The organism is Sphingomonas sp. Leaf198, assembly GCF_001424005.1.
In the GTDB taxonomy this organism is placed as follows: domain Bacteria; phylum Pseudomonadota; class Alphaproteobacteria; order Sphingomonadales; family Sphingomonadaceae; genus Sphingomonas.
The window spans coordinates 277,552-303,328 of record NZ_LMPX01000004.1; the positions used below are offsets into that span (position 1 = coordinate 277,552).

The 25,777-nt window shown below is 66.7% G+C and carries 26 protein-coding genes; 19 read left to right on the forward strand and 7 right to left on the reverse strand.

Features of this window, described 5'->3' with window-relative positions:
* Positions 1–71: 71 nt before the first annotated feature.
* The 9 genes from ASG20_RS16645 to ASG20_RS16685 all read left to right on the forward strand — a co-directional run bounded on the left by ASG20_RS16645 (position 72) and on the right by ASG20_RS16685 (position 8,280).
* Entirely contained in the window at positions 72–1,073 is a 1,002-nt protein-coding gene (locus tag ASG20_RS16645; RefSeq protein ID WP_056055422.1) for a hypothetical protein, read from the forward strand.
* Positions 1,070–1,984 (forward strand): GNAT family N-acetyltransferase, encoded by a 915-nt coding sequence (locus ASG20_RS16650; RefSeq protein ID WP_082471029.1) that lies wholly within the window; start codon positions 1,070–1,072, stop codon positions 1,982–1,984. Before ASG20_RS16645 ends, ASG20_RS16650 begins: the two co-directional genes overlap by 4 nt.
* Positions 1,985–2,199: 215 nt before the next feature.
* Positions 2,200–2,931 (forward strand): DNA repair protein RecO, encoded by a 732-nt coding sequence (gene recO, locus ASG20_RS16655; protein ID WP_056055425.1) that lies wholly within the window; start codon positions 2,200–2,202, stop codon positions 2,929–2,931.
* A gap of 40 nt (positions 2,932–2,971) precedes the next feature.
* Positions 2,972–4,018 carry a 3-isopropylmalate dehydrogenase gene (gene leuB / locus ASG20_RS16660; protein WP_056055427.1) on the forward strand — a complete coding sequence of 349 codons (1,047 nt, stop codon included), beginning with the start codon at positions 2,972–2,974 and terminating at the stop codon, positions 4,016–4,018.
* A gap of 7 nt (positions 4,019–4,025) precedes the next feature.
* On the forward strand, positions 4,026–5,123 hold the full coding sequence (locus ASG20_RS16665; RefSeq protein WP_056056032.1) for a glycosyltransferase family 2 protein: 1,098 nt from the start codon (positions 4,026–4,028) through the stop codon (positions 5,121–5,123).
* 208 nt (positions 5,124–5,331) lie between these two features.
* The gene (locus ASG20_RS16670; RefSeq protein ID WP_056055430.1) at positions 5,332–6,537 is read left to right on the forward strand and encodes a trans-sulfuration enzyme family protein; all 1,206 of its coding nucleotides are present in this window, start codon (positions 5,332–5,334) and stop codon (positions 6,535–6,537) included.
* On the forward strand, positions 6,534–6,932 hold the full coding sequence (gene apaG, locus ASG20_RS16675) for a Co2+/Mg2+ efflux protein ApaG (protein ID WP_056055433.1): 399 nt from the start codon (positions 6,534–6,536) through the stop codon (positions 6,930–6,932). The genes ASG20_RS16670 and apaG overlap by 4 nt, the downstream gene beginning before the upstream one ends.
* Complete coding sequence (locus ASG20_RS16680; RefSeq protein WP_056055436.1) at positions 6,929–7,711, forward strand: LysR family transcriptional regulator; 783 nt, start codon at positions 6,929–6,931, stop codon at positions 7,709–7,711. Before apaG ends, ASG20_RS16680 begins: the two co-directional genes overlap by 4 nt.
* A gap of 41 nt (positions 7,712–7,752) precedes the next feature.
* On the forward strand, positions 7,753–8,280 hold the full coding sequence (locus ASG20_RS16685) for a GNAT family N-acetyltransferase (RefSeq protein WP_231420823.1): 528 nt from the start codon (positions 7,753–7,755) through the stop codon (positions 8,278–8,280).
* 163 nt (positions 8,281–8,443) lie between these two features.
* Here the strand turns inward: ASG20_RS16685 and ASG20_RS16690 are convergent, their stop codons facing one another.
* Together ASG20_RS16690 and ASG20_RS16695 are read right to left on the reverse strand one after the other, a co-directional pair.
* A complete protein-coding gene (locus tag ASG20_RS16690; RefSeq protein WP_231420822.1) occupies positions 8,444–9,715 on the reverse strand; it encodes a serine hydrolase in 1,272 nt (423 codons plus the stop codon).
* Positions 9,715–10,569, reverse strand: a complete 855-nt coding sequence (locus ASG20_RS16695) for an ABC transporter permease (protein WP_056055447.1) — start codon at positions 10,567–10,569, stop codon at positions 9,715–9,717. The genes ASG20_RS16690 and ASG20_RS16695 overlap by 1 nt, the downstream gene beginning before the upstream one ends.
* Before the next feature lie 65 nt (positions 10,570–10,634).
* Between ASG20_RS16695 and ASG20_RS16700 the strand changes: the two genes are divergently transcribed.
* A complete protein-coding gene (locus ASG20_RS16700; RefSeq protein WP_056055451.1) occupies positions 10,635–11,393 on the forward strand; it encodes a GcrA family cell cycle regulator in 759 nt (252 codons plus the stop codon).
* A gap of 508 nt (positions 11,394–11,901) precedes the next feature.
* Here the strand turns inward: ASG20_RS16700 and ASG20_RS16705 are convergent.
* Positions 11,902–12,759: an outer membrane protein gene (locus ASG20_RS16705; RefSeq protein WP_231420821.1), complete on the reverse strand. Its 858-nt coding sequence runs from the start codon at positions 12,757–12,759 to the stop codon at positions 11,902–11,904.
* 161 nt (positions 12,760–12,920) lie between these two features.
* Between ASG20_RS16705 and parE the strand changes: the two genes are divergently transcribed.
* The 7 genes from parE to queE all read left to right on the forward strand — a co-directional run bounded on the left by parE (position 12,921) and on the right by queE (position 20,993).
* On the forward strand, positions 12,921–14,930 hold the full coding sequence (gene parE / locus ASG20_RS16710; RefSeq protein WP_056055454.1) for a DNA topoisomerase IV subunit B: 2,010 nt from the start codon (positions 12,921–12,923) through the stop codon (positions 14,928–14,930).
* Entirely contained in the window at positions 14,927–16,141 is a 1,215-nt protein-coding gene (locus ASG20_RS16715; RefSeq protein WP_056055457.1) for a hypothetical protein, read from the forward strand. Before parE ends, ASG20_RS16715 begins: the two co-directional genes overlap by 4 nt.
* Before the next feature lie 115 nt (positions 16,142–16,256).
* The gene (locus tag ASG20_RS16720) at positions 16,257–17,447 is read left to right on the forward strand and encodes an aspartate aminotransferase family protein (protein WP_056055460.1); all 1,191 of its coding nucleotides are present in this window, start codon (positions 16,257–16,259) and stop codon (positions 17,445–17,447) included.
* Positions 17,448–17,587: 140 nt separating this feature from the next.
* A complete protein-coding gene (gene argF / locus ASG20_RS16725; protein WP_056055463.1) occupies positions 17,588–18,508 on the forward strand; it encodes an ornithine carbamoyltransferase in 921 nt (306 codons plus the stop codon).
* A 32-nt stretch (positions 18,509–18,540) separates the two neighbouring features.
* Positions 18,541–19,458 (forward strand): Hsp33 family molecular chaperone HslO, encoded by a 918-nt coding sequence (hslO, locus tag ASG20_RS16730; protein ID WP_056055466.1) that lies wholly within the window; start codon positions 18,541–18,543, stop codon positions 19,456–19,458.
* A gap of 196 nt (positions 19,459–19,654) precedes the next feature.
* Positions 19,655–20,359: a 7-cyano-7-deazaguanine synthase QueC gene (queC, locus tag ASG20_RS16735; protein ID WP_056055471.1), complete on the forward strand. Its 705-nt coding sequence runs from the start codon at positions 19,655–19,657 to the stop codon at positions 20,357–20,359.
* A gap of 1 nt (position 20,360) precedes the next feature.
* Positions 20,361–20,993: a 7-carboxy-7-deazaguanine synthase gene (gene queE / locus ASG20_RS16740; protein ID WP_056055475.1), complete on the forward strand. Its 633-nt coding sequence runs from the start codon at positions 20,361–20,363 to the stop codon at positions 20,991–20,993.
* A gap of 263 nt (positions 20,994–21,256) precedes the next feature.
* Here the strand turns inward: queE and ASG20_RS16745 are convergent, their stop codons facing one another.
* From ASG20_RS16745 to lipB, 3 genes are all read right to left on the reverse strand, one after another.
* Positions 21,257–21,961 carry a hypothetical protein gene (locus ASG20_RS16745; protein WP_056055478.1) on the reverse strand — a complete coding sequence of 235 codons (705 nt, stop codon included), beginning with the start codon at positions 21,959–21,961 and terminating at the stop codon, positions 21,257–21,259.
* 327 nt (positions 21,962–22,288) lie between these two features.
* On the reverse strand, positions 22,289–22,555 hold the full coding sequence (locus ASG20_RS16750; protein WP_056055480.1) for a hypothetical protein: 267 nt from the start codon (positions 22,553–22,555) through the stop codon (positions 22,289–22,291).
* 103 nt (positions 22,556–22,658) lie between these two features.
* Entirely contained in the window at positions 22,659–23,324 is a 666-nt protein-coding gene (gene lipB / locus ASG20_RS16755) for a lipoyl(octanoyl) transferase LipB (RefSeq protein ID WP_330218687.1), read from the reverse strand.
* Between the two features lie 112 nt (positions 23,325–23,436).
* Between lipB and ASG20_RS16760 the strand changes: the two genes are divergently transcribed.
* Positions 23,437–24,258 carry a hypothetical protein gene (locus ASG20_RS16760; protein WP_056055482.1) on the forward strand — a complete coding sequence of 274 codons (822 nt, stop codon included), beginning with the start codon at positions 23,437–23,439 and terminating at the stop codon, positions 24,256–24,258.
* Positions 24,255–24,995: a hypothetical protein gene (locus ASG20_RS16765; RefSeq protein WP_056055485.1), complete on the forward strand. Its 741-nt coding sequence runs from the start codon at positions 24,255–24,257 to the stop codon at positions 24,993–24,995. Before ASG20_RS16760 ends, ASG20_RS16765 begins: the two co-directional genes overlap by 4 nt.
* A 182-nt stretch (positions 24,996–25,177) precedes the next feature.
* Here the strand turns inward: ASG20_RS16765 and ASG20_RS16770 are convergent, their stop codons facing one another.
* Positions 25,178–25,777 carry a GNAT family N-acetyltransferase gene (locus ASG20_RS16770; RefSeq protein WP_056055488.1) on the reverse strand — a complete coding sequence of 200 codons (600 nt, stop codon included), beginning with the start codon at positions 25,775–25,777 and terminating at the stop codon, positions 25,178–25,180.

A 25,777-nucleotide genomic window follows, 5' to 3' on the forward strand; every position in this document is an offset into this window, starting at 1 on the left:
CAGTTGAGGATCGGGCGCCGCTCGACCGGGCTAAACCTAATCTTCATCATGAAGTGTTACAGGCTGCGGCAGTGACGACATCCGTTTTCCTCACCGTCGATACCGAGTTCGCCTGGCGGCATCACGCGGCGGGTCTGGACTGCGAGGCGATCTACGCGAAGTCGCTCGAACCCGCGGGGGTCGGGCTCGGCTATCAGCTTGCCGAGCTGGCTCGGCACGATCTGAAAGCCTGTTTCTTCGTCGATCCGATGCCCGCGATCACCTTCGGGATGGCGCCGGTCCGCCGGATGATCGAGACGATTCTCGAGGCGGGGCAGGAGGTTCAGCTTCACATTCACCCCAACTGGACCGGCGCCAAGGCGGGCGATCGCGGGGCCGCGCATGCGCGCTTCGAACTGTTCGACTACAGCCTGACCGAACAGCTCGACCTTCTCGGTCAGGCGAGAGATCTGCTGATCGACGCCGGCGCGCCCAAGCCGATCGCCTTTCGCGCCGGAAGCTACGCCGCGAACGACGATACGCTGACCGCGTTGGCGATGCTCGGTTTCAGCTATGACAGCAGCCATAACGGGTCGGAAGCGCCGAAGACGAGCCGGATTTCGCTGGCGGCGGAACAGATCGCGCCGGTCGCGTGGTGCGTGGAGGACGAAACCGGCAGCGGCGAACGCTGCATCGTCGAAGTCCCGGTGACCGTGATCGAGGATGTCCGTGGGCGGGTGCGGACGTTCCAGCTCTGCGCACTGTCGGCTGGTGAAAGTTACGACGCGCTGGAGCATGCGGCGGTGGCGGGGCATTCGGCGGTGACGATCGTCAGCCACGGCTTCGAACTCGCCAACCGGCGCGGCACGCGGCCGAATGCGGTCCATGTCCGGCGTTTCCAGGCGCTGTGCGGCACCTTGTCGGAGATGCGCGAAGTCCTGCCCACCATGCACTTCGCCGATCGCCCGACTCTGGCGCTGGGGCGCGCCGACCTCCCGCTCGGTCCGGATGCGCTCCGCACGCGCTGGCGGCAGGCCGAACAGCTCTGGTCGAACTGGGTCGAGGAGCGACCGGGATCGATGCGTCGGGGATGACGCCGCGTATCGCGCTTAAGTTTCAGGTTGGTGCGCGGACTCTGGCGACGATCCCGCGACGGCTGGTGCGCGTGGCGTTCTCGCTCGAAGCCGTGCTGGCGCCGGCGGCGGCAGCGACAAGGCTGGTCCTGCCGCCGCTGCCCGACGATGCCGACGGATATATGGTGACGTCGTTGCCCGAACCGATGCTTGCCGGTCTCGATAGCCGCGGCCTGCTCGCGTTCGTCCGGCAGCGATACGTGCGGTATCATGTCGATCTTGCGGCGGGCGAGGCGGCGTGGCTGGCTGGTCTGTCCGGCAGCGCAAGATCGGGGATCAAGCGCAAGGCGAAGAAGCTGGCGGTGGCGAACGGCGGCCTGCTCGACATCCGCCGCTATCATGATGCCGCGGCGTTCGCCGAGTTCCATCCGCTCGCGCGCGCCGTGTCGGCGACGACCTATCAAGAGAGGCTGCTGGGTTCGGGGCTGCCCGACGATGCGGCTTCGGTGCGCCATCTCGAGTTGCTCGCGGCGCAGGACGGATTGCGCGCCTGGCTCATGTTTATCGCGGACACCCCGGCCGCCTATCTGTGCTGCACGGCCGACGGCGAGTCGCTGTGCTATACCTATGTCGGGCATGATCCGGCGCATAACGACCTGTCGCCGGGGGCGGTCTTGCAGGTCGAGGCGATGCGCGAGCTGTTCATCGAGAGGCGGTTTGCGCGGTTCGATTTCACCGAGGGCGAAGGACAGCACAAACGCCAATTCTCGACCGCGGGGACGGCGTGCATAGATGTGCTCCTGTTGCGGCCGACGCTGGCGAACCGCGTGACGGTGGCGGCGCTGCGGGGGTTCGATAGTGCGATAGCCTCGGCAAAGCGCGCGGCGACCCATCCCGCCCTAGCCAAGCTCGCGCAGAACATCCGACGCTAGGGTCGGACTAGTTTCTCGTCATCTACGCCTTGGACCGCACTCTTCTAACGACCCACCACCGTTCTAAAGACCCACCACCGTCATCCTGACGAAAGTCAGGATCCAGAGCCCCGCAGGGTGGCAATCGTTACTCTGGATCCTGACTTTCGTCAGGATGACGGGGCAGGCGGAACAAGAGGCCTCCCACGCACCGCAGGAGAGGCTAAGAACACCCCATGCACCTCCGCGCAGCCGCCATCGTCGTCGCCGTCCGCCAACATGGCGAGCATGGCGCGATCGTGCGGGCGCTCACCCGGAACGATGGTGTCCAGCCCGGCTATGTCCGCGGTGGACGGTCGCGAGCCATGCGCCCGGTGCTGCTCCAGGCGAACGTCATCCAGGGCGAGTGGCGCGCACGCACCGGCGAGCAACTCGCCTCGCTGACCGCCGAACTGATCCACAGTCGCGCGCAGATGCACGGCGAGCCGCTCGCCGCGGGCGCGCTCGAATGGGCCACCGCGCTCACCGCCGCCGCGCTGCCCGAAGCGCAGCCCTATCCGCACATCCACGATGCGCTGGAGGGGGTGCTCGGCGCGATCGAGGCGGCGCCGTCCGCGCGCGGCTGGGCGGCGGCGCTGGTCCGATACGAATTGCTGCTGCTCGCCGAACTTGGTTTCGGCCTCGATCTGGATCGGTGCGTTGCCAGCGGCATCGAGGACGATCTCGGCTTCGTCAGCCCCAAAAGCGGCGCGGCGGTCTCGCGTGGGGCGGCGTTCGGCTATGAGGCCAAGCTGCTGAGATTGCCGCCCTTCCTCAAGGCCGGGGGTGAGGCTGAGTGGTCCGACATCTTCGACGGGCTGCGGCTGACCGGCCATTTCCTCGCGCGCGACATCCTCGTCGACCGTCGCGCCGACCCGTTGGCGGCGCGCGACCGGCTGGTCGATCGACTCAAAAGGGCGGTTGCGTGAGCGCGCCTCGCCCGGCAAGGCCCGCGCAGGAGGAACGCACATGCCTTTGATTGCGATACTGGCCGGCGACGGCATCGGACCCGAAGTCACCGCGGAAGCGCGGCGGGTGCTCGATACGCTCGGTCTCGACCTCACCTACGAAGAAGGCCTCGTCGGCGGCGCCGCGTACAAGGCCGCGGGTCATCCGCTGCCGCCCGAGACGCTCGACCTCGCCCGTCGCGCCGACGCGATCCTGTTCGGTGCGGTCGGCGATCCAGACTGCGATGCGCTCGAACGCCAGTTTCGCCCCGAACAGGCCATTCTCGGCCTGCGCAAAGAACTCGGCCTGTTCGCCAACCTTCGCCCTGCCAAGCTGTTCGCGGGTCTTGAGGATGCGTCCGCGCTCCGTCCCGAGATCGCCCGCTCGATCGACATGGTGATCGTCCGCGAGCTGACCGGCGACGTGTATTTCGGCGCGAAGGGCATCCGCACGACCGCCGATGGCCTTCGCGAAGGCCATGACGAGATGCGCTACGACGAGACCGAGATCGTGCGCATCGCCCGCGTCGGCTTCGAGACCGCGCGCACCCGGAAGGGCAAGCTGCTCTCGGTCGACAAGGCCAACGTGCTGGAGACCTCGCAGCTCTGGCGCGACGTCGTGATCGAAGTGTCGGCCGACTATCCCGACGTCGCGCTCAGCCACATGTACGTTGACAATGCGGCGATGCAGCTGGTGCGTAATCCGGGGCAGTTCGACGTGATCGTCACTGGCAATTTGTTCGGCGACATCCTTTCGGACGAAGCGTCGATGTGCGCGGGCTCGATCGGCATGCTGCCGTCCGCCGCGCTCAACGACTCGAACAAGGGTATGTACGAGCCGATCCACGGTAGCGCGCCGGACATCGCCGGGCAGGGCAAGGCCAATCCCTGCGCCGCGATCCTGTCCGCGGCGATGATGTTGCGCCACTCGCTCGACCTGCCAGACGCCGCCGACCGGATCGAGGCCGCGGTCGCCGCCGCGATCCTGAAGGGCGCGCGCACGCCCGATCTCGGCGGCACGCTCTCGACCTCTGCGATGGGCGACGCCGTTCTCGCCGAACTCGGCTGACCCGGTGATCGCCGACCTTCTCGAACTTGCGATCGTCATCCCGACGTTCAACGAGAAGGCCAACGTTCCGACGTTGATCGCCAAGCTCGACCAGGCGCTGGCCGGGCGCAACTGGGAGGCGATCTTCGTCGATGACGACAGTCCCGACGGTACGGCGGATGCCGCGCGCGAGATCGCCCGGCTCGACAAGCGCGTCCGCGTGATCCAGCGGATCGGCCGCCGGGGGCTGTCGTCGGCCTGCATCGAGGGGATGTGCGCCACAGCCGCCCCGATCGTCGCGGTGATCGACGGCGATCTCCAGCACGACGAGACGCTGTTGCCGGCGATGCTCGACCTGTTGAAGGTCGGCGAGACCGATGTGGCGATCGGCTCGCGCTTCGTCAGCGGCGGCGGCACCGGCACGTGGGACAGCGACCGTGTCGCCAAGTCGGCGCTCGCCACCAAGCTGTCGCGCCGCGTGCTGAAGTGCGACCTCAACGATCCGATGAGCGGCTTCTTCATGATCCGCACCGACATCGTCCGCCGCCTCGCACCGTCGCTGTCGGCGATCGGCTTCAAGATCCTGCTCGACCTGCTTACCGCGTCGCCGATGCCGCTGCGTTTCGTCGAGGTACCCTACACCTTCCGCTGCCGCACCGAGGGCGAGAGCAAGCTCGATCACGTCGTCGCGATGGAATATCTGATCGCGATCTACGACCGGATGTTCGGGCGGGTCGTGCCGGTGCGGTTCGCGATGTTCTCGGCGATCGGCGTGTTCGGCGTCGGCATCCACATGGCGGTGCTGACCGCGTTGTTCGTCGGGTTCGGTGCGAATTTCCTCGTCGGCGAGATCGTCGCGACCTTGGCCGCACTGACCTTCAACTTTTTCCTCAACAATGCGCTGACCTATCGCGATCGGCGTCTGAAGGGGTGGCGGCAACTGGTCGACGGCTGGGTATCGTTCGCGGTGATCTGCTCGGTCGGCGCGATCGCCAATGTCGGCATTGCCGCGTTCCTGTACGAGATGCGTGACGGGGCGTGGGCGGCATCGGCGCTGATCGGCGTGCTGGTCGGCGCGGTGTGGAACTACGCGCTGTCCTCGAAATTCACCTGGGGACGGTACTGAGCGAACTCTCGATCCTCCCCCGCCAGGGGGAGGTGGCTGGCGCTTGCCAGACGGAGGGGGAGGAAAAGGTAACCGCGGTTGCGTGGTCCTCCCCCTCCGTCGCCTTCGGCGCCACCTCCCCCTGGCGGGGGAGGATCGAAACGTTCGTACCGCCCTCCGACACCCGTAAGGCTTGTCATCGCGGCTCCCCCCCGGCAAAGCGGCGCGCATGAAGCGCAAGACCGGCCAGGATCGTTCGATCACTCAGCATTGGCGTCCCGCGACGCGCGCCATCCGCGGCGGCACCGCCCGCAGCGAATATGGCGAGACGTCGGAGGCGTTGTTCCTCACCTCGGGCTATTGCTACGACAAGGCGGGCGACGCCGCGGCGCGCTTTGCCGGCGAGCAGGAGGGGATGACCTATTCCCGCCTGCAGAACCCGACCGTCCAGATGCTCGAGGAGCGGATCGCGCTGCTGGAGGGCGCAGAGGCGTGCCGGACGATGGCCACCGGCATGGCGGCGATGACCGCGTCGCTGCTGTGCCAGCTGCAGACCGGCGATCATCTCGTCGGCGGCCGTGCGGCGTTCGGGTCGTGCCGCTGGCTCACGGACACGCTGCTGCCGAAGTTCGGGATCGCCACGACGATCGTCGACGCGCGCGATCCGCAGGCGTTCCTCGATGCGGTCCGCCCCGAGACGAAGGTGTTCTTCTTCGAGACGCCCGCCAACCCGACGATGGACATCGCCGACCTCAAGGCGATCTGCGACATCGCGCGTGAGCGCGGGATCACGACGGTGGTCGACAATGCGTTCGCCACGCCCGCCTTGCAGCGGCCGATGGAGTTCGGCGCCGACGTCACCGCCTACAGCGCGACAAAGATGATGGACGGGCAGGGCCGCGTGCTTGCCGGCGCCGTCTGCGGGACCGAGGATTTCATCACCAACACGCTGTTGCCGTTCACGCGCAACACCGGCCCGACGCTGTCGCCGTTCAACGCGTGGGTGGTGCTCAAGGGCCTCGAGACGCTCGACCTGCGCATTAATCGCCAGTCCGAGAACGCGATGAAGGTCGGCGAATTCCTTGAAGGCCGCGTCCCCCGCGTGCTGCATCCCTTCCTGCCGAGCCATCCGCAGCATGAGTTAGCCAAGCGCCAGATGGACGCATGCGGGCCGATCTTCGCGTTCGAGGTCGAGGGTCGCGAACAGGCGCACGCGTTGCTCGACGCGCTGGAACTGGTCGATATCTCGAACAACATCGGCGACTCGCGCTCGCTGATGACGCATCCCGCCTCGACCACGCACGCGAGCGTTTCGCCCGACAAGCAGATCGAGATGGGCGTGACCGAGGGGCTGTTGCGGATCAACGTCGGACTTGAAGATGCGCAGGACGTGATCGACGATCTCGACCAGGCGCTGCGCCAGGCGGGTCTATGAAAGCGCTGTTCCCCAACGCGGCGACGACCGATGGGGTGACGGTGCGCGTGTCGGTCAGCTATTTGCCCGAACAGTCCGAGCCTGAACGTGGCCGCTGGTTCTGGGCCTACCATATCCGCCTCGAAAACGAGGGCACCGATACCGTCCAGTTGCTCACCCGGCACTGGGTCATCACCGACGGCCGCGGCGCACGCCATTCGGTCGAGGGTGAAGGTGTGGTCGGCGAACAGCCGGTGATCGAACCGGGCGCGAGCTTCGATTACGTCTCGGGCTGCCCACTCGCCACCCCATCGGGTGCGATGCAGGGGAGCTACCAAATGGTCCGCGAAGACGGCGCCGTGTTCGCAGTCGAGATTCCCCGCTTCTCGCTGTTCGCCCCCGCGGTGCTCAATTGAAGCGCACGCATCTCCCGCTCAACGGCCTGCGCGTGCTCGACGCGGCGGCGCGGCATCTGTCGTTCACGCGCGCTGCGGACGAGTTGGCGGTGACGCCGGCGGCGGTCGGGCAGCAGATCCGCGCGCTGGAGGATACGCTCGGTGTCGTGCTGTTCCGCCGCACCACGCGCGGGCTCGAACTGACGCCCGAGGCTGAGGCAGGCTTGGGCGCGCTGCGCGGCGGGTTCCTTCAGTTCGAGGAAGCCGTGCGCGCGATGCAGGCGGGGCAGTCGTCGAAATCGCTGACGATCGCCGCGCCGCGCGACCTGACCGAGAAGTGGCTGATGCCGCGTCTCGCGCAGATCGCCGAGGCCGATCCCGAACTGCGTTTCGTGCTGATCACGGCGGACGAGAATGTCGACTTCACCGAAGCCAATCTCGATCTCGCGATCCGCTGGGGCGATGGCCCGGGCGAGCACGAGGGCGAGGCGCTGGAATCGGAGGGCATGGTGACGATCGCCAAGCCCGGCACCGATAGCGAAGCCGCGATCGCATGGTCGGGCGAGGACGGCGTCGCGCTGGTCCGCGTCACCGATGCCGGGCTCGCGATCGACGCGGCGGCGGCGGGGCTAGGCCGCGCGACCGTGCCCGAACTGCTCGCTCGTCGCGATCTCGCGCAGGCCCGCGTCCGGCTCATCGGCGAGTCGCAGCCGTCGAAGGGGGGGTATTGGCTCGTCGCCCCGCTCCCGCAGTGGCGCCAGAAGAAAGTCCGCGCGCTCGTGGATGCCCTGACCGCGTGAGGCAACCCGGGCGCAGACCACGGCGCGCCGGCGTATCGCCGGTGCTGAAGACGCGTCGGCTGCGCCTGCGGCCGCTCGTCGAGGGCGACGCGACCGCGTTGCACCCGATGCTCGCCGATGCGGAGCTGATGGCCTATTCTGCGGACGGTCCCCTGGGCTCGGTCGACGACGTCCGCACCTACCTCGCCGAAGAGGCCGCGCCGGGCAACCAGCGTACCTGGGCGATCACTCGCACCGGCGACGACCGCGCAATCGGCTGGGTCTCGGGGAGCGAGGCGGACGGCGCAGGGGTGACGGAGATCGGTTTCATCCTCGCGCGGGAGGCCTGGGGGCGAGGGATCGCGCGCGAGGCTGTGTCGGCAGTGATCGATCGGTTGTTCGCGGAAGGCCGGAGTAGGGTGTTCGCCGACGCGGACACTGAGAATACTGCGTCGATCACGTTGCTGGAACGTCTCGGTTTCCGCCGCGAGCGGCTGCTGCGCGACGAGTGGGAAACGCATCTGGGGTTGCGCGACAGCCTGATCTACGGGCTCTGCGCTGATAGCTGGCAGGCGACTGCGCGGGCCTGAGCCACCGCCGCTATCCCCTCTGATAACACCACCCCGGCGAAGACCGGGGCCCAATTGGGAAGGTGGAAATAACGAGGCGCTACCCGCCGTTAGCAGCGTTCCCCAATTGGACCCCGGCCTTCGCCGCGGTGGCGGCCCTTGATATGGGGCGGGGCAGCGAACCCTACCGCGCCGCCAACAACGCCAGCGCCCGCCCCATCAGCCCCGCGAACCGAACCTCGTTCACGCCATCATCAGCCCGGTGCCAGTTCCCGGTCGCCGCATACCAGCGCCCGTCCTTCGCCTGCACCAGATAGTTCAAGGTCAGCACGCCAGGCTCGCCACCACCCTTGAACCCGACATACCCAAACCGCTTGGCGATAGCCGGATCGACCCCGGCATTGACCGCCATCACCGCGTGGGTCGTGACGTCCGCCCGTCGCAACCGATCCAGCAGCCCCGCCATCGCCGAAGGACTTGCGAACCATTCGACGCTGTCGATCGCTACCGGCTTGCCGGCGAACACGGTCGGATCGAGCTTGGCGGTGGAGATCTTCACCGCATTGTCGACCAGCAGCGCTCGCCGCTCGTCCACCGACCCCGCCGCCCAAGCCTTGGTCAGCGCCGGATCCCCCTTCAACGCGAACATCTCTCGCGTAGTCATCACCGGCGCGCTCCCGCCCGCCGTCTCCGCCATCGCATCCACCTTCGCGCGTCCGAGCGTCGTCAGCAGCGTATCCGTCGCGGTGTTGTCGCTGATCGAGATCATCATCGTCGCGAGCGTCTGCACCGTCACCGGCGATCCGGCGGGCCAGGTCTGCAACACGCCCGACGGCAAGGACGGCGCTCCGACCTTCACGACGTCCTCCCAATGCCGCTCGCCGGCTGCAACCTGACGCGCCAACTCCGCCAGCACCCAGAGCTTGAACGCCGACCCAAGTGGCGCCGCCACATCCGCTCGATATTCCAGGATCGGGGTCGGTCTGCCGTTGCCCAGCGCGTAAAGCCCGAACCCGCTAGCCCCCGGCAGCGCGCGAAACTCCGCTTCGAGCTTGGCGAGGCTGTCGTCACGCGGCGCTGTGCCGGTAATCAGCAGTCCGGTCGCGGCATGCGGCGGGGCGGGATCGATCACCAGGCGGACGCTCGCCGTACCGCGCGCGTAGCCAACGGTCAGGTCCGCCGACCATGCCGAGGTCGCGGTCAACGTCTCGATCTTCTGCGGGGCGCCGAGCGCGGTCTTCAATTGCGCAGCGATGACCGACAGTTGCGCCGCGGGGACCTTGTCGCGGAAGCTCGCCGCGAAATATGTTTCGTACGACCCCCGACCGTCCAGTATCGCGACCAGCGCGTCCGCCTTGGCGCGCAACGCCGGGTCTGGCGCTATGCCCTGCGCCGCGACCCCGACCGGCAGTACCGCCAGCAGGAGCGCGAACAGCCGGAGCGCCAGTTTCTTCATTAGTTCTTCAGCTTCCAGCCGCTCTGCAACAGTCGGTAGCACAGCGTCGCCAGCACAAGATCGATCACGAGGATCACGATCCCGCCGATCATCACCGGCGAGTCGGCGATTCCGAGGAACCCGTATCGGAACCCCGAGATGATATAGAAGAACGGGTTGGCATGGCTGAACGCGCGGAACGCCGGTGCGAGCTTGTCGACCGAATAGAACGTCCCCGACAACAGCGACAGCGGCGCGATCACGAAGTTGGTGACCGCCGCGGCATGATCGAACTTGTCCGCCCAGATCGACGTCAGCACGCCGAGCAGCGCGAGGAACGTCGCGCCCAGCAACCCGAACCAGACGATCGCGAGCGGTGCATGCGGCGTCACGTGCACGCCCGGATACAGCGCCATCGCCGCCCAAACGACGATCCCGACGATCACCGCACGCGTGATCGCGCCACCGACCAGCGCGGCGAGCAACTCACCCGTCGACAGGGGCGGCTGGAGATAATCGACGATCGTCCCCTGCATCTTGCCGGCGAGCAGCGAGAAGCTGGCATTGGCGAACGCCGGACCCATCATGCCCTGCGCGATGATCAGCCCCGGCGCGATGAAATCGGCGAAATCGACGATCTGGCCATCGACCGGTACCGGGCTTTTCGCGCCCGTCGCAATGGTGAACACGATCAGAAACAGCAGCGTCGTGATCGCCGGCGCCCACACCGTCTGAAGCTGCACCTTGAAGAACCGGCGCACCTCCTTGATATAGAGGGTCCGCAATCCCTCCCAGTTCACGCTCTTGATGACGGGAACGCCGGGGGCGGAGTGCACCGCCGAATGGATTTCACCGATTGGGGGCTGGCTGCTCATAGGCGTTGCGGGTAATCGCTGCCGCTGCCGCCCGCAACCCGGCTGACGTAGACTAAGGAACGAACATGTCCTGGACCGACGAGCGCATCGCGACGCTCAAGACGATGTGGGAGGCCGGCCAGACCGCCAGCCAGATCGCCGAAGCACTGGGTGGCGTCAGCCGCAACGCCGTCATCGGCAAGGCGCACCGCCTCGAGCTACAGGCGCGCCCGTCGCCGGTGAAGCCGAACGATCCCGAGGCGAAGGCGGCGGCTGCGGCCGACGCATCGGCGTCGGCAGCAGCGGCGGCGCCCGAGCCGGTCGCGGCACCGGAGCCGGTCGAGGTCGAGGCCCCCAAGCCCGCGCCGGTCGCACCGCCCGTCGTAGCGGCGGCCAAGCCTGCGGCACCGGTCGAACCAGAGCCGGTCGCCGAAGAGCCTGAGGACGACGAGGATGAAGACGAGGACGAGGCTGCTCCGGCGGTCGCTGCGCCCGTCCGCGCGCCGCAGCCAATCCTGCGCTCGGTCGGCCCAGGCGGGTTCCTCCGTCAGGCTCCCGGTGAACAGCAGCCGCCAAGCACGCCCGCCCCGCCGCGTCGCCTCGTGCCTGCCAAGCCGTCGGCCGAGATGGCGAACAAGACGAGCCTGCTCGAGCTGAACGACCGCATCTGCAAATGGCCACTCGGCCATCCCGGCGAGCCCGACTTCCACTTCTGCGGCAAGGCGGTGAACCCCGGCTTCCCGTATTGCGTCGACCATTGCGGCCACGCGTACCAGGCACAGCTGCCACGGCGTGACCGCCGCCCGACTCCGCCGCTTCCGTTCGGCGGTCCGCGGCCCAGGTGAGGCGAAGGGCGGCCTGCGCCAACCTGGCGCAGGACTCGCCCAAGCCCGGCCGGCGCGGCTAGCCGCGACCGACGACATGGGCTTTGCCCATGGCTAGCTTGGTATAGAAAAGGCCGTTTCCTCGGGCGAGGAAGCGGTCTTTTTTCCAACAGGCTCCACCCCGGCGAAGGCCGGGGCCCAATTGGAAAGGTCTCGGTAACCGAGCGCTGCGCCCGTTTGGCAACGTTTCCCAACTGGGCCCCGGCCTCCGCCGGGGTGGTGCTCTATAGCTCAGCGCCTACCGCCCCTTCCTTGTTCTCCCGCGAAGGCGGGAGCCCAGTCTGGGCCCCCGCCTTCGCGGGAGAACAAACTTTGCATGGAATCAAAAAAGGCCGCTTCCCGTGTGAGGAAGCGGCCTTTTTTCATATCACGCTAGCCATGGGCAAAGCCCATGTCGTCGGTCGCGGCGGGCCGCGCCGGCCGGGCTTGGGCGAGTCCGCTGCCAGCGTGGCAGCGGCCGCCCTTCGCCTCAAAAACGGAACGCCGCCGTGGCGCGCAGGCTGTGCCAGCGGAAATAGTCGAAGTTGCGACGGAAGTCGGTGCCCGAGGCATTGCCGCGCGTGAACGGGCCGCCGGCGGGGCCGCCCGACGCGCGGACGCGGTAATCGTCGTCCTTGTAGCGGTGGAACAGATATTCGAGACCGATCGAGAAGTTCTTGCCGAGCTTTTGCTCGATGCCGCCGCCGCCGACGAGGCCCCACTGCTTGCTGTCGCCGTTGGTGGTGAAGGTGTTGGCGGTGTTGCCGGTCGTGAAGCTGTTGTCGATGTTGGCGTAGCCGCCGCCCGCCGTGCCGTAGAACAGCGTGGTGTTCGCGGCATAGCCTGCGCGAACGCGGGCCGAGGCTTCCCATTTCAGGTCGCGGGTCATCGTGTAGAACGCCGGCGTCGTGCTGAACGCGGAGACGCTGTCACTGATCTCGCTCTTGCCGAACTCACCGACCACGCCGAACACGATGTTGCCGCGCTGGATGTCGGCGCCGACACGACCGTAATAGGCGATGCCGTCCTTGTCGTTGCGGCACCCTGGGCCACCTCTGCTGGGGGCGACGTTGTTGGTCGCGCGACCATTGCAGAAGCCCGGCGAGAAGGCGTTGGCGACGGTCGCAGTCGAGATGGTGTCGGTGAAGACGCCGTCCAGATTGCGATCGAACTCGATCGTCTCGCCGACATCGTTGGGCTGCACGTCATAACCGAACGATCCGCCGATATAGACGCCGCTGAACGGCGCATCCGCGGTCGTTTCCTGTGCGGCAGCCGGTGCCGCCAGCCCGAGGGCCGCACCAAGCGCCGCTGCACCAGCAAGGGCCGCCTTCATCGTTTCGTTCATAGTCCACTCCCGGAAAGTTTCATGACAGGTTTGTTAGAAACGGCGGATGCAGAGAAAATTATCCTGCGTTCCCAACAATAAACGGTAGCGTGACTTTTTTGTAACAGGTGGAACAAACAGAGGCTGTGGCTTTGTCCGACGGCTGCGGCTACGCTTGCGCCATGGCTGAAGATCTGTTCGCGTCTCCGGGCGCACCCGGCGCCGGCAAACCCGCCGCCAATACCTATGACGCCTCCTCGATCGAGGTGCTCGAAGGCCTCGAGCCGGTCCGCCGCCGCCCCGGCATGTACGTCGGCGGCACCGACGAGCGCGCGCTGCATCACCTCGCCGCCGAAGTGCTCGACAACGCGATGGACGAGGCGGTCGCCGGCCACGCGACGCGTATCGAAGTCACGCTGGAGGCGAACAACCGCCTGACGATCGTCGACAACGGCCGCGGCATCCCGGTCGATCCGCACCCGAAGTTCCCTGACAAGTCCGCGCTCGAGGTTATCCTCTCGACGCTCCACTCGGGCGGCAAGTTCGCCGGCAAGGCCTATGCGACATCGGGCGGCCTGCACGGCGTCGGCATCAGCGTCGTCAACGCGCTGTCGTCCGACACCGTCGTCGAGGTCGCGCGCGATCGGCAATTGTACCGCCAACGCTTCGCCAAGGGCTTGACGCTCGGCCCGATCGAGCATCTCGGCCCAACGCCCAATCGGCGCGGGACCAGCGTCGCGTTTACGCCCGATACCGAGATCTTCGGCACCGAACTGAACTTCAAACCGCAACGCCTCTACAAGCTCGTCCGCTCGAAGGCGTATCTGTTCGCTGGCGTCGAGATCCGCTGGCACTGCGCGCCCGACCTGATCGGCGACGACACCCCTGCGCAGGCCGTGTTCCAGTTCCCCGGCGGCCTCGCCGACCACCTCCGCGACCAGATCGCCGGCCGCGAATGCGCGACCTCCGATTTCTTCTCCGGCTCGCAGGACTTCCCGAGCGCGAACGGCGAAACGCAGGGCCGCGTCGAATGGGCGGTCGCGTGGCCGCTGTGGAGCGACGGTTCGTATAGCTGGTATTGCAATACCATCCCGACCCCCGACGGCGGCACGCACGAACAGGGCCTCCGCCAGGCACTGGTCCGCGGCCTGCGCGCATTCGGCGATCTCGTCGGCAACAAGAAGACCAAGGATATCAGCGCGGACGACGTCATGGTCGGCAGCGAACTGATGCTGTCGGTCTTCATCCGCGAACCGCAATTCCAGAGCCAGACCAAGGATCGCCTCACCAGTCCCGAAGCCGCGGGCCTCGTCGAAAAGGCGGTGCGCGATCATTTCGACCATTTCCTCAGCCACAACATGGAGCGCGGCAAGGCGCTGCTGAACTATGTGCTAGAGCGGATGGACGAGCGCCTGCGCCGCAAGCAGGAGCGCGACGTCAAGCGCAAGACCGCCACCTCCGCGCGCAAACTCCGCCTGCCTGGCAAGCTGACCGACTGCTCCGCCAACTCGCCCGAAGGCACCGAACTCTTCATCGTCGAAGGCGACTCGGCTGGTGGCTCGGCCAAGCAGGCGCGTGACCGGAAAACGCAGGCGATCCTCCCGATCCGTGGCAAGATCCTCAACGTGGCGTCGGCGACCAGCGCGAAGATCTTCGCTAACCAGGAAATCGCCGACCTGACGCTCGCGTTGGGCTGCGGCACCCGGAAGGACTGTACGCCGGATACGCTGCGCTACGAACGCATCGTCATCATGACCGACGCCGATGTAGATGGCGCGCATATCGCCACGCTGTTGATGACGTTCTTCTTCCAGGAGATGCCCGAACTCGTCCGCCGCGGGCACCTCTACCTCGCGCAACCGCCGCTCTACCGCCTCACCGTCGGCACCAAGAGCGTCTATGCGAGGGATGACGCGCACCGCGCCGAACTCGAGCGCACGGTGTTCAAGGGCAAGAAGGTCGACGTCGGCCGCTTCAAGGGCCTCGGCGAGATGAACCCGAGCCAGCTGCGCGAAACCACGATGGACCCCGCCACCCGCGGCATGCTCCGCATCACGCTCCCGCAGGAATACGAGGAGCGCGCGCAGGTGAAGGACCTCGTCGACCGCCTGATGGGCAACAACCCCGCGCACCGCTTCGCGTTCATCCAGGAGAATGCGGGGCGGATGGACGAGGAAGCGATCGACGCATGATGGTTTGGCTGCTGTTGCTGGCGCAGGCCGCGCCCTCCACCATGCCCGTCCAGGGCGCGCCGCCGATCGGGCCGCAGGCCCGGTCCGTAGCGCCGGATACGGACCGTGCGATCGTCGTGGTCGGGCGTCGTCTGGAGGAGACGCGATCTGCGCTGGACGCGTGCCTGGCGCGAAAGTGTCCGCCTATGGACGATATGCGCGCGACGCTAGCGCATGCCGATAACCAGTTCGTCAAAGGCGATATCGCGGGATCGCGCGAGACGCTGATGAAATCGATCGGTCGCAATCGTCGATTCGCCAAGACCTATCCGATCGCGGTGGCCGGGTTGTTTCGGGCGAACGGTCGGATCGCGGCGCACCTCGGCGAGGGCGACAGTTACCGCATGTCGACGCTCGACGGTTACAGCGCGTTGAAGGCGGGACTGCCCGATACCGATCCGCACGTGCTGTCGGGGAGTCTCGAGCTCGCCGACATGTTCGCGCGGCTGGGGCAGACCGATACCGCGCTCAGTCGCTATCGGTCGGTCGTCAAGACCGCGCATCAAAGCGGCAATCTGGTCGTCGAAGGCTTTGCCCGCTTCCGGATCGTGTTGCTGCTCGATGCGCAGGATCGCGAGACCGGGCTGTACGGCACGGCGCTCAAGACCGCGATCGGCGATCTGGCGAGCACCACGGAGCCGGCGTTGCAGCCGTTTCGCGATGCCCTGCAGTCGGTTACGGCGCTGCGGGCGGCGCGCAAGGGCGATATGTCGGTCGTCGACGGGGTCGTCGCCAAATACAGGTCGCTCGGCTTGAGGACTCCGTTGCTAGTGTACGCACCGACGCTCGACATGATCGATGCCCCGGTGAGCACGTCCGCCAATCTTCGCAGCAGCGCGCGCGACGTGGACGGTCAGTGGGTCGACTTCAGCTACTGGATCAAACCCGATGGCACCGTGGGCGACATCGATATCGTCCGGGAAAGTCCGAGATTGCAGCGTTGGTGGGTCGGCCCGGTGCAGAAGATGCTGGGCGGACGTCGCTATGCCGCGCTGGCCTTGCCGGCGACCGATCCGGGGTTGCTCCGGGTCGAGCGGTTTTCGCGGACGGCGTTCTGGGTGACAGGGTCGGACAGCCGGATGCCCGTTCGCGCCGCGCAGTCGAGACTGGAGTCGCTCGACCTGACCGAGCCCGACGCCAAGCCGACCACATTAGCCGAGCCCAAGTCCTAAGGTCATCAGCCCGCCATTCCGCACGCAAGCGGTGTTGCCCCGCGCGTCGTGCGCTCGTATTAGGCCTTCCGGGCGGCCAGTTGGTCGCCCGTCTCGTTTCGGAAAGGAAGCGCTTGTGACCATCACCCCGCTCATGCCCGTCTACCCGCGGTGTGGCGTGCGTCCGGTCCGAGGCGAGGGCGCGTACCTCTTCGGCGAGGACGGCCAGCAGTATCTCGATTTTGCGAGCGGCATCGCGGTCAACGCGCTCGGCCACGCGCATCCACGCCTGACCAAGGCGATCGCGGATCAGGCGGCGACGCTGATGCACGTGTCGAACCTGTACGGGTCGCCGCAGGGCGAGCACCTCGCACAGCGCCTCGTCGACAATACCTTCGCTGACACCGTGTTCTTCACCAATTCGGGCGCGGAGGCGGTCGAGTGCGCGATCAAGACCGCGCGGCGCTATCACTTCGCCAACGGCAACCCGCAGCGCCACACGCTGATCACGTTCGACACCGCGTTCCACGGTCGTACGCTCGGCGCGATCTCGGCGACCAACCAGGCGAAGATGCGCGACGGGTTCGAACCGCTGCTGCCGGGGTTCGCCTATGCGAAGTTCAACGATCTCGAAGGCGCGCTGGCGCTGATCGACGACAACACTGCCGGTTTCCTGGTCGAGCCGATCCAGGGCGAGGGCGGTATACGCCAGGCGAGCCACGAGTTCCTGACGGGCTTGCGGAAAGCGTGCGACGAGCACGGCCTGCTGCTGGTGCTCGACGAGGTCCAGTGCGGCTATGGGCGCACCGGCAAGTTCTTCGCGCACGAGCTGTACGGCATCACGCCGGACATCATGGCGGTCGCCAAGGGTATCGGCGGCGGCTTCCCGCTGGGCGCGTGCCTGGCGACCGAGGAAGCGGCCAAGGGCATGGTCGCCGGCACGCACGGATCGACTTATGGCGGCAACCCGCTGGCGATGGCGGCGGGCGAAGCGATTCTGGACGTGATGCTCGAGGACGGGTTCCTCGAGAACGTCACCGCGATGGGCGATCGGTTGCGGCAGGGGCTCGAGCAGATGATCCCGAACCACGATCATTTGTTCGACAGCGTCCGCGGCACCGGGCTGATGCTCGGGCTGAAGCTGAAGAGCGACAGCCGCGCGTTCGTCGCGTTCGCGCGCGACAACCATAATCTGCTGCTGGTGTCGGCGGGCGAGAACGTCGTCCGCATCCTGCCGCCGCTGGTGATCGACGAGAGCCACATCGCCGAGTGCATCGACAAACTGTCGACCGCCGCGCGCGTCTACGTGCCCGCTGCCGACGATTGAACTGATCCTCCCCGGTACGGGGAGGGGGACCATGCGAAGCATGGTGGAGGGGGCTTTCCCCGCAGCGTGGCGCCCGTGGAGGTCCCCCCTCCACCCCGCTCTGCGAGCGCGGTCCCTCTCCCCGTGCCGGGGAGGATATTATGACCCGCCATTTCCTGAATCTCACCGACGCCGGAGCCGACGGCATCGCCGCGATGCTGTCCGATGCACTCGACCGCAAGGCGGCGCGCGCGGGCTTCCCCAAGGGCCGCGCCGACGCCGACGCGCCGCTCGCCGGCCACACGCTCGCGATGGTCTTCGAGAAGAGCTCCACCCGCACGCGCTTCTCGTTCGACATGGCGATCCGCCAGCTCGGGGGTACGTCGATCGTGTCCGACGGCGGCTCGATGCAGCTCGGCCGCGGCGAGTCGATCGCCGACACCGCGCGCATCCTGTCGGGCTATGTCGACGCGATCATGATCCGTACCGACGATCATGCCAAGACCGAGGAGATGGCGCATTACGCCTCCGTCCCGGTCATCAATGGCCTGACCGACGCGTCGCATCCGTGCCAGATCATGGCCGACCTGCTGACGATCATCGAGAGCGGCAAGACGCTGCCCGGCCTCAAGATCGCATGGCTCGGCGACGGCAACAACGTCCTCGCCTCGATCGTCGAGGCCGCCGGGCTGATGCAGTTCGACGTCGTCGCGGCGTGCCCGCAGGGGTTCCAACCGGAAGAAGAGGCGATCGTCCGCGCGTCGGGCCGTGCCCGCGTCGTGGCCGACCCGCGCGAGGCGGTCGAAGGTGCGGACATCGTCGTCACCGACACCTGGATCTCGATGGGGCAGGCCCACGCCGAGGCCAAGCTGAAGGCGCTCACCCCGTACCAGGTCGACGCCACGCTGATGGCGCTTGCCAAGCCCGATGCGAAGTTCCTCCACTGCCTGCCTGCGCACCGCGGCGAGGAGGTCACGCCAGAGGTCATCGACGGCCCGCAGTCGCTGATCTGGCAGGAGGCCGAGAACCGCCTCCACGCGCAGAAGTCGGTCCTGCGCTGGTGCTTCGGGCAGATCGGTTGACCTGAACGGGCAGGGTCACCATTTGGCGGACGATGAACGATACGCCAAAATTCGATCCCAACGTGACCGATCTCGACCGTGCGCTGGCCTTCGCGATCCCCGCGCGCAGTGCGCGCGGCCGGATCGTCCGGCTCGGCACCGCGCTCGACGAAGTGCTTGCCGCGCACGCCTACCCGCCCGCGATCGAGAAGCTGCTCGCCGAGGCGCTCACGCTCGCGGCGCTGATCGGTTCGACGCTCAAGGATTCGAGCGGCCAGCTGACGATGCAGACGCGCACCGACAACGGCGTCGTCCAGCTGCTCGTCTGCGATTACCGTGGCGGCGAAGTGCGCGGCTATATCGAGTACGACGCGGACAAGCTTGCCGAGGCCCCCGCAGAGCCCTCGCTGTTCGCACTGTTCGGCGCCGGCTATCTCGCGATCACGTTCGACATGGCGACCAGCAACGAACGCTATCAGGGCATCGTCCCGCTCGACGGCGACACGCTGTCGCAAGCCGCGCAGAGCTATTTCACGCAGTCCGAGCAGATCCCGACGATGATCCGCACCGGCATGGCGAAGGGCGCCGACGGTCGCTGCATTTCCGGCGGGCTGTTCCTCCAGCATCTCCCCGAGGGCGAGGACGGGCGCGAGCGCCTGCATACCAAGCTCGATCATCCCGAATGGGAGCATGTCGCCACGCTCGGCAACACGATGGGCGTTGACGAACTGACCGATGCGACGCTGCCGCTCGAGACGCTCGTCTGGCGCCTGTTCAACGAGGAGGAGGACGTCCGCATCCTCGCGGATATCCCGATCACGCGCGGGTGCCGCTGCGATCCCGAGTACATCAAGGGCGTGATCTCGAAATTTCCGATCGAGGAGCGGCGGTCGATGGCTGACGAGACCGGGTTCATCATCGTCGATTGCGCGTTCTGCGCGACGAAATTTCCCGTGCCGGTCGACGAATGATACACTTTTGCCGGTCGATCGAGCCGCTAACGTAAGGAATTAACGCCCCATTTACTTATGTTAGGTATAGATCGGGCTGTGCTTTTTATTCAGCACGTTTTTCTCCCTTGTGGCGCGATCCGCGCCAACCTCAGGGGCTGCCTCACCGGGCGGCCCCTTTCTTTTTGCGCGCCGCTGGCCTAGCGCACTCCGCATCATGACATCCCCTGCTCCCTTTGCGGTCGCGCTCGTTTCGGGCGGGCTCGACTCGATGATATCCGCCGCGATTGCGCGCGAAGCCGGCCAGCGGCTGCTCGCGCTGTCGTTCGACTACAACCAGCGCCACCGCATCGAACTCGATGCCGCGCGTCGCGTCGCCGCTGCGCTCGGGGCCGAACGCCATATCGTCCTGCCGATGGACCTGTCCGCGTTCGGTGGCTCCGCGCTGACCGCAGATATCGACGTGCCGAAGGACGGCGCAGGCACCGAAGACGGTGGCGGCATCCCCGTCACCTATGTGCCCGCGCGCAACACGATTTTCCTCAGCCTTGCGCTCGGCTGGGCCGAGGCGGCGGGCGCGCGCGACATCTATATCGGCGTCAACGCGCTCGATTATTCTGGCTATCCCGACTGCCGTCCCGAGTTCATCGCCGCGTTTGAAGGCCTCGCCGAACTCGCCACGAAAGCTGGCGTCGAGGGCGAACCGTTCCGCATCCAGGCGCCGCTCCAGCATATGACCAAGGCGGATATCGTCCGCGAAGGCACGCGGCTCGGGCTTGATCTCGGGCTGAGCTGGTCGTGCTACGATCCGACGCCCGACGGCAGGCATTGCGGCGAGTGCGACAGCTGCCGGCTGCGCGCGCGGGGCTTCGACGAGGCCGGGATCGCAGATCCCACCGTCTATGCCGTGAAGCCCACCTGACATGAGCTATGCGGTCAAGGAGATGTTCCTGACGCTGCAGGGCGAGGGCGTGAACGCCGGTCGCCGCGCGGTGTTCGTACGGTTCGCCGGCTGTAACCTCTGGTCGGGCCGCGAACAGGATCGCGCGACCGCGGTATGTCGGTTCTGCGATACCGAGTTCGTCGGCACCGACGGGCTCGGCGGCGGCAAGTTCGCCGACGCACAGGCGCTGGCGGCGGCGGTCGCCGGCTTCTGGGGCGAGGGTGTGCGCGACCGCTTCGTCGTGCTGACCGGCGGCGAGCCCATGCTCCAGATCGACCAAGCAATCGTCGATGCGCTGCATGAACACGGGTTTCGGATCGCGATGGAGAGCAACGGTACGATTCCGGCGCATCCCGGGATCGACTGGGTGTGCATCAGCCCCAAGGCCGGCAGCATCGTCGTCCAGCGCACCGGCGACGAACTGAAGCTGGTCTGGCCGCAACCGGGGACCGATATCGAGGATATCGAAACCTGGGACTTCGCCAACCTGCTGCTCCAGCCGCTCGACGATCCGCGGGCCGACGCCAATCGCGCGGCGTGCGTCAATCTGGTCATGCAGCGGCCGCAGTGGCGGTTGTCGTTGCAGACGCACAAACTGCTCGGGTTGCGCTGAGCGGCGCGGGGTCGGCGGTTCGTATCCCGTGATCCCGGCGTAGGTGGGGGTGGGTTTGACGTCCATCGCCCCTTGACATCGGGACAGGAAGGTGAGGGCGGCTACCGGGGTTCAGCCGATATCCCTCGCCGATATGTGCCCGTCATCCCCGCGGAAGCGGGGACCCAGATGGTCAAACGGTCGCGGTTATGTCGCGACCGTTTGCCACTATGGGGTCCCACCTGCGCGGGAATGATCATATCTTCGGGGATAGGGTCCCGGTCTTACTGCCCGGCCATCCCTACGCCCGCTGGCGGCCAGTTCTGCGCGCCGCACTTCTTCTGGACCCACTCGCCCTTCTTGTTCCAGCAGATCGCGTCGAGCCGCGGCATCGTCGCGCGGTCGCGGCCGATATAGCGCGGGAAGCGCTGTTCGCCCCACGGGATCAGGCTGTTGCGCAACTCGCGCGAGCGCGCCAGCGCGACCTCGAACAGGTGACCACGCGGCGCGAAGACCGCATCGCGACCGATCGACGAGGCGGTCTTGCAGAAGCCGAACTGTGCGGCGACCGTGGCGAAGCTGGAATAGGTGCGCGTGCCGAACTGGTCGAGCGCAGTCTGGCCAGCCTTGACCCCGGAGGCCTTGTTCACGCGCGCGAAGTATTTGGTCAGCGTCGTGAACGAGTTCTTCAGCTCTTCGCTGTGATCGGAGATCATCGCGTTGTAGTTGGGCACGGTCAGCAAGGTCGGCTCGAACTGGCATTGCAGCGCCGCCACGTTGAGCGCGGCGCGCATGTGCCACACCAGTGCAGCGCGTATTTCGTCCTGCGTCGCGCCGGGCAACACTTGGCCGAGATCGGCTTCGTCGCCGACCACCGCCGCACCCGAAAAATCGCGCGACTGCAAGAAAAACTGCGCCGACGCCGACTGGGCTACAGCCAGTCCACTCGTCGCCACGCATAGCGCAAGCGCGGTACGCAACACCTTCATTCCAACCTCCCCGGGATCTTCAAGTTATCGATTCTAAAGCGTTTCGACGCCGCTCCCAAGTGAATTTAACTATAGAAGGCGGGCGGCAGCGTCCATGTTTGCCGATCGCGTCAGTTTTTCGTCGCAGGCGAAATGATTCCGCGGTCGACGGCGGGTATATGACCTGCCTGATCGGTCGGCGTGGCCGCGTGTCTATCCCGCGGACCGCGCGAGCAAACGCGAGGAGCCCGCAAACGCAAAGGGCCGCCCGGTCGCCCGGACGGCCCTTTCGCAGCACGACGTCCCTTCCGGGCATGCCGTACCGCAGCAGTAATTTCCTTGCGGAAATTACATTGCGTTGTTGGTCACCGCGGTGTCGTTCGACATCATCGTGTCGTTCGCCATCATGGTGTCGTTGGCCATCATGCCACCGTTCGACGCACCGTCGACTGCGGTCATGTTGTCGGTCATCGTGTCCATGCCTTCGCTGGCATTCATGTCGGTAACCATCGTGTTGTCGGTCGTCGTCTCGGTCTTCGGACCGCATGCCGAAACGGCAAGTGCTGCGCTGGCGATCAGCGAACCGGTCAGGACCTTGGAAATGAGTGCACGCATGTGGAAGCTCCCTAGATAGAGGATTTGGCTGGCTGCTCGCCCTTAATACCCAAATCGTAGTGGACATTAATCCGATAACGCTTTGCCCTCAAGCCTCGTTTTCTCAAGGACAAGAAACTGTTTCAAGGAAAGCATCGGCGGTCAACGCCAGGGCGGCGTCGAAGGTTGCAAGGTCGGCCGGAATACCCAGCGATTGCAGGCTGGTAACGCCGTACTCCGGCAGTCCGCACGGGACGATGCCACCAAAATGGGCCAGATCGGGTGCCACGTTCACCGAGAAGCCGTGGAGCGTCACCCAGCGCCTGACCCGCACGCCGATCGCGCCGATCTTCGCCTCGCGGCCCCCCGGAGCATTGGGATCGAGCGTCCATATGCCGACCCGGCCATCGACTGCGAACGCCTCGACGCCCAGTTCGCCCAGCGCCGCGATCACCCAGGATTCGAGCGCGTGGACATAGCGGCGGACGTCACGCCCGCGCTTGGTCAGGTCGAGCACGACATAGCCGATCCGCTGCCCCGGCCCATGATAGGTGTATTTACCGCCACGCCCGGTCGGGATCACCGGAAAGCGCGCATCGATCAGATCGCCTGGTTCTGCGCTCGTGCCCGCGGTGTAGACCGGCGGATGTTCGAGCATCCACAGCAGTTCGCGCGCCTCGCTCGCGCCGACCGCCGCCGCGCGCGCCTCCATCTCGGCCAGCGCGTCGGCATAGGGGGTCAGGCCGGCGCTGGTCCGCCATTCGATATCGTCGGGCAGGGGGATCGTCACCGACCCCAATTGCGCACCCGCACCCCGACTTGCAAGCGGGCGTGCAACCTGTGGTCAAGCGCAAGGGCTTCGGCTAACCCGCGCGCTACAGGAACCCGGGGGAGTTTGGCGCATGGTGAAGATGGGGACGGTCTGGGATCGCACGATCGAGGTGCTCAACGGGCGCACCGGCATGATTGCGCCGATCGCGCTGCTCGGCATGCTGCTGCCCAGCGTAATCCGTGACGGCTATGTCGCGTTCGCTGCACAGGGCACGATGAGCTTCGCGCTGATCGGCAGCATTTTGGCGATCGGGACGCTGGTCGCGATGCTCTGGTCGCAGCTCGCGATCGTCGCGATCGCCACCGATCCGGCCACCGATGCCGCGTCGGCGCGCCGAGACGCGGGCGCGCGCGTGCTCCCGGCGCTCGGCATCACCGTCCTCATCACGCTTGTCGCGGCGCTCCTCGTCGTGCCGCCGATAATCGTCCTCAGCCAGTCGGGGTTCGATTTCACGGCTGCCGCCAATGGCCGCAGCGCGCAGATGACTCCGCCGAGCGCTGGCGTTGCGGGTTTCATCGCGCTGTACAGCCTCGCATATCTCCTGGTCGCGATCTGGGTCGGCGCGCGGCTGGTGCTGCTCAACCCGGTCATCCTCAACGAACGGCTCGGGATCGGCGCGATCCGCCGCTCGGTCCAGTCGACCAGGGGGCTGACGTGGCGGATCATCGGCGTGCTGATCCTGTTCGCGATCGTCATGCTCGTCTCGACCTGGGCCGCGCAGTCGGTGACCGGGATCGTCTTCCGCCTCGCGCTTGGCGCTGATGGGATCGCCACAGCGACCTTCCTGTCGGGTGTCGCCGCGACGGTCGTCACCACCGCCTTCACCGCGCTCGCCGCCGTCTTCACCGCGCAGCTCTACGTCGCGACCAGAGAGAAACACGCCGTTCCATGAAGCTCGATTTCGCGACCGTCCTCACCGACGCCTGGACGCTGTTCAAGCGCGACCGCGACCTGCTGCTGCGGATCGCCGCACCGTTCCTGTTCCTGCCCGCGTTCGCGCTCGCGCTGGTCGTACCCGATCCGCCGATGCCCGATGCCGCGGCGGGCAACAACGAAGCGCAGGCGATGGTCTGGGCCGACGCGGTGCAGACCTGGGCGGCGGCGTATGGCGGCTGGTATCTGCTCGCCTATGTGATGAGCTTCTTCGGCACGTCGCTGTTCTACGCGCTGTATCTCGATCGCGAGCAGCTTGATCTGCGGCAGGCACTGACCCGCTGCCTGCGGATCTTCCCGCGCTTCCTGCTGGCGATGGTGATCGTGTCGCTGCCGGCCGGGGCGGGGCTGCTGCTGTACGCGATCCCGGGTCTCTACATCCTCGGCCGGACCATGCTGACGGGGCCAGCGCTGTTCGCCGAAGCCCCGCTCGGAGCGTTGGGCGCGATCCGCCGCAGCTTCGCGCTCAGCCGCGGTTCGGGGCTGCCGCTCATGGGGCTAGCCGCGTTCAGCTACATCAGCGGCTGGCTCGTCGGTGCCCCCTTCATGATGGCCGACAAAGCGTTGCGCGACGCCGGCGAGGCCAACCCGGTCGCGCTCGCGATCGTCGACGCCGGCGCCGCGGTGGCGGCGATGGCGGCAGGCATCGCGATGGCCCTGATCGCGATCTCGGCCTACCGCCGCTTGGCTAGGTAGGGGGGCCGGGCCGCCGAATAGAAAAGCACCTCCCCGGCGGAGGCCGGGGCCCAGTTGGAGAGGTCGCAGTAACGGCGCGCCACCTTCGTTAGCAACGTCCCCCAACTGGGCCCCGGCCTCCGCCGGGGAGGTGAACATGGTCGAACGGCATCGGTAACAAGTCGGCTCAGTTGCCGAGTGGGTTAGGCCCCACGCCCCTTAGCCAAATACGGGATCTGCGGCGCCGTCTCCGGCGGCAGCAACCCGGAAGCCCGCGGATCGGGAAACGTCTCGATCGTCCGCTTCACCGCCACGAACCCCTGCGCCCGATAAAACCCCAGCGCGCTCGGATGATCGAGCGTGCAGGTATGCAGCCACACCCGCTCGACCCCCTTGGCCCAGGCCCGCGCGCACGCCTCCGCCATCAGCCACCGCCCATGCCCTTGCCCGGCAAGCTCCGGGATCAACCCGAAATACGAAATCTCGCACGCCCCCGCCTCGCGGAAATCGAGTTCGAGCATCCCGATCTCGATCCCCGCCGGATCGAGCACCGCATACACCGCGATCCCCGGATCATGCACGATCGCCGCCAGCGCATCGTCCGCCATCACCAGCCGCGAGAACCACAGCCACGGGCTCCCCACCCGCCGGAACAGCGCGCGATATTTCTCCAGAGCGGGCCGCTCCCACTTCACCAGCCGCAACCGCGATCCCGGGCTCGGCCGCAGCGGCGGTCGCTTGCGCATTTCCAGCGTCGTGACGATCGTCGCGAGGACGTCGTCGGCAACCGGGATCAGCGCCAC

Coding starts and splice junctions, on each gene's coding strand:
- ASG20_RS16650 (WP_082471029.1), top strand. CDS start 1,070: ATGACGCCGCGTATCGCGCTTAAGTTTCAGGTTGGTGCGCGGACTCTG.
- recO (WP_056055425.1), top strand. CDS start 2,200: ATGCACCTCCGCGCAGCCGCCATCGTCGTCGCCGTCCGCCAACATGGC.
- leuB (WP_056055427.1), top strand. CDS start 2,972: ATGCCTTTGATTGCGATACTGGCCGGCGACGGCATCGGACCCGAAGTC.
- ASG20_RS16670 (WP_056055430.1), top strand. CDS start 5,332: ATGAAGCGCAAGACCGGCCAGGATCGTTCGATCACTCAGCATTGGCGT.
- apaG (WP_056055433.1), top strand. CDS start 6,534: ATGAAAGCGCTGTTCCCCAACGCGGCGACGACCGATGGGGTGACGGTG.
- ASG20_RS16690 (WP_231420822.1), bottom strand. CDS start 9,715: ATGAAGAAACTGGCGCTCCGGCTGTTCGCGCTCCTGCTGGCGGTACTG.
- ASG20_RS16695 (WP_056055447.1), bottom strand. CDS start 10,569: ATGAGCAGCCAGCCCCCAATCGGTGAAATCCATTCGGCGGTGCACTCC.
- ASG20_RS16700 (WP_056055451.1), top strand. CDS start 10,635: ATGTCCTGGACCGACGAGCGCATCGCGACGCTCAAGACGATGTGGGAG.
- ASG20_RS16705 (WP_231420821.1), bottom strand. CDS start 12,759: ATGAACGAAACGATGAAGGCGGCCCTTGCTGGTGCAGCGGCGCTTGGT.
- parE (WP_056055454.1), top strand. CDS start 12,921: ATGGCTGAAGATCTGTTCGCGTCTCCGGGCGCACCCGGCGCCGGCAAA.
- ASG20_RS16715 (WP_056055457.1), top strand. CDS start 14,927: ATGATGGTTTGGCTGCTGTTGCTGGCGCAGGCCGCGCCCTCCACCATG.
- argF (WP_056055463.1), top strand. CDS start 17,588: ATGACCCGCCATTTCCTGAATCTCACCGACGCCGGAGCCGACGGCATC.
- hslO (WP_056055466.1), top strand. CDS start 18,541: ATGAACGATACGCCAAAATTCGATCCCAACGTGACCGATCTCGACCGT.
- queC (WP_056055471.1), top strand. CDS start 19,655: ATGACATCCCCTGCTCCCTTTGCGGTCGCGCTCGTTTCGGGCGGGCTC.
- queE (WP_056055475.1), top strand. CDS start 20,361: ATGAGCTATGCGGTCAAGGAGATGTTCCTGACGCTGCAGGGCGAGGGC.
- ASG20_RS16745 (WP_056055478.1), bottom strand. CDS start 21,961: ATGAAGGTGTTGCGTACCGCGCTTGCGCTATGCGTGGCGACGAGTGGA.
- ASG20_RS16750 (WP_056055480.1), bottom strand. CDS start 22,555: ATGCGTGCACTCATTTCCAAGGTCCTGACCGGTTCGCTGATCGCCAGC.
- ASG20_RS16760 (WP_056055482.1), top strand. CDS start 23,437: ATGGTGAAGATGGGGACGGTCTGGGATCGCACGATCGAGGTGCTCAAC.
- ASG20_RS16765 (WP_056055485.1), top strand. CDS start 24,255: ATGAAGCTCGATTTCGCGACCGTCCTCACCGACGCCTGGACGCTGTTC.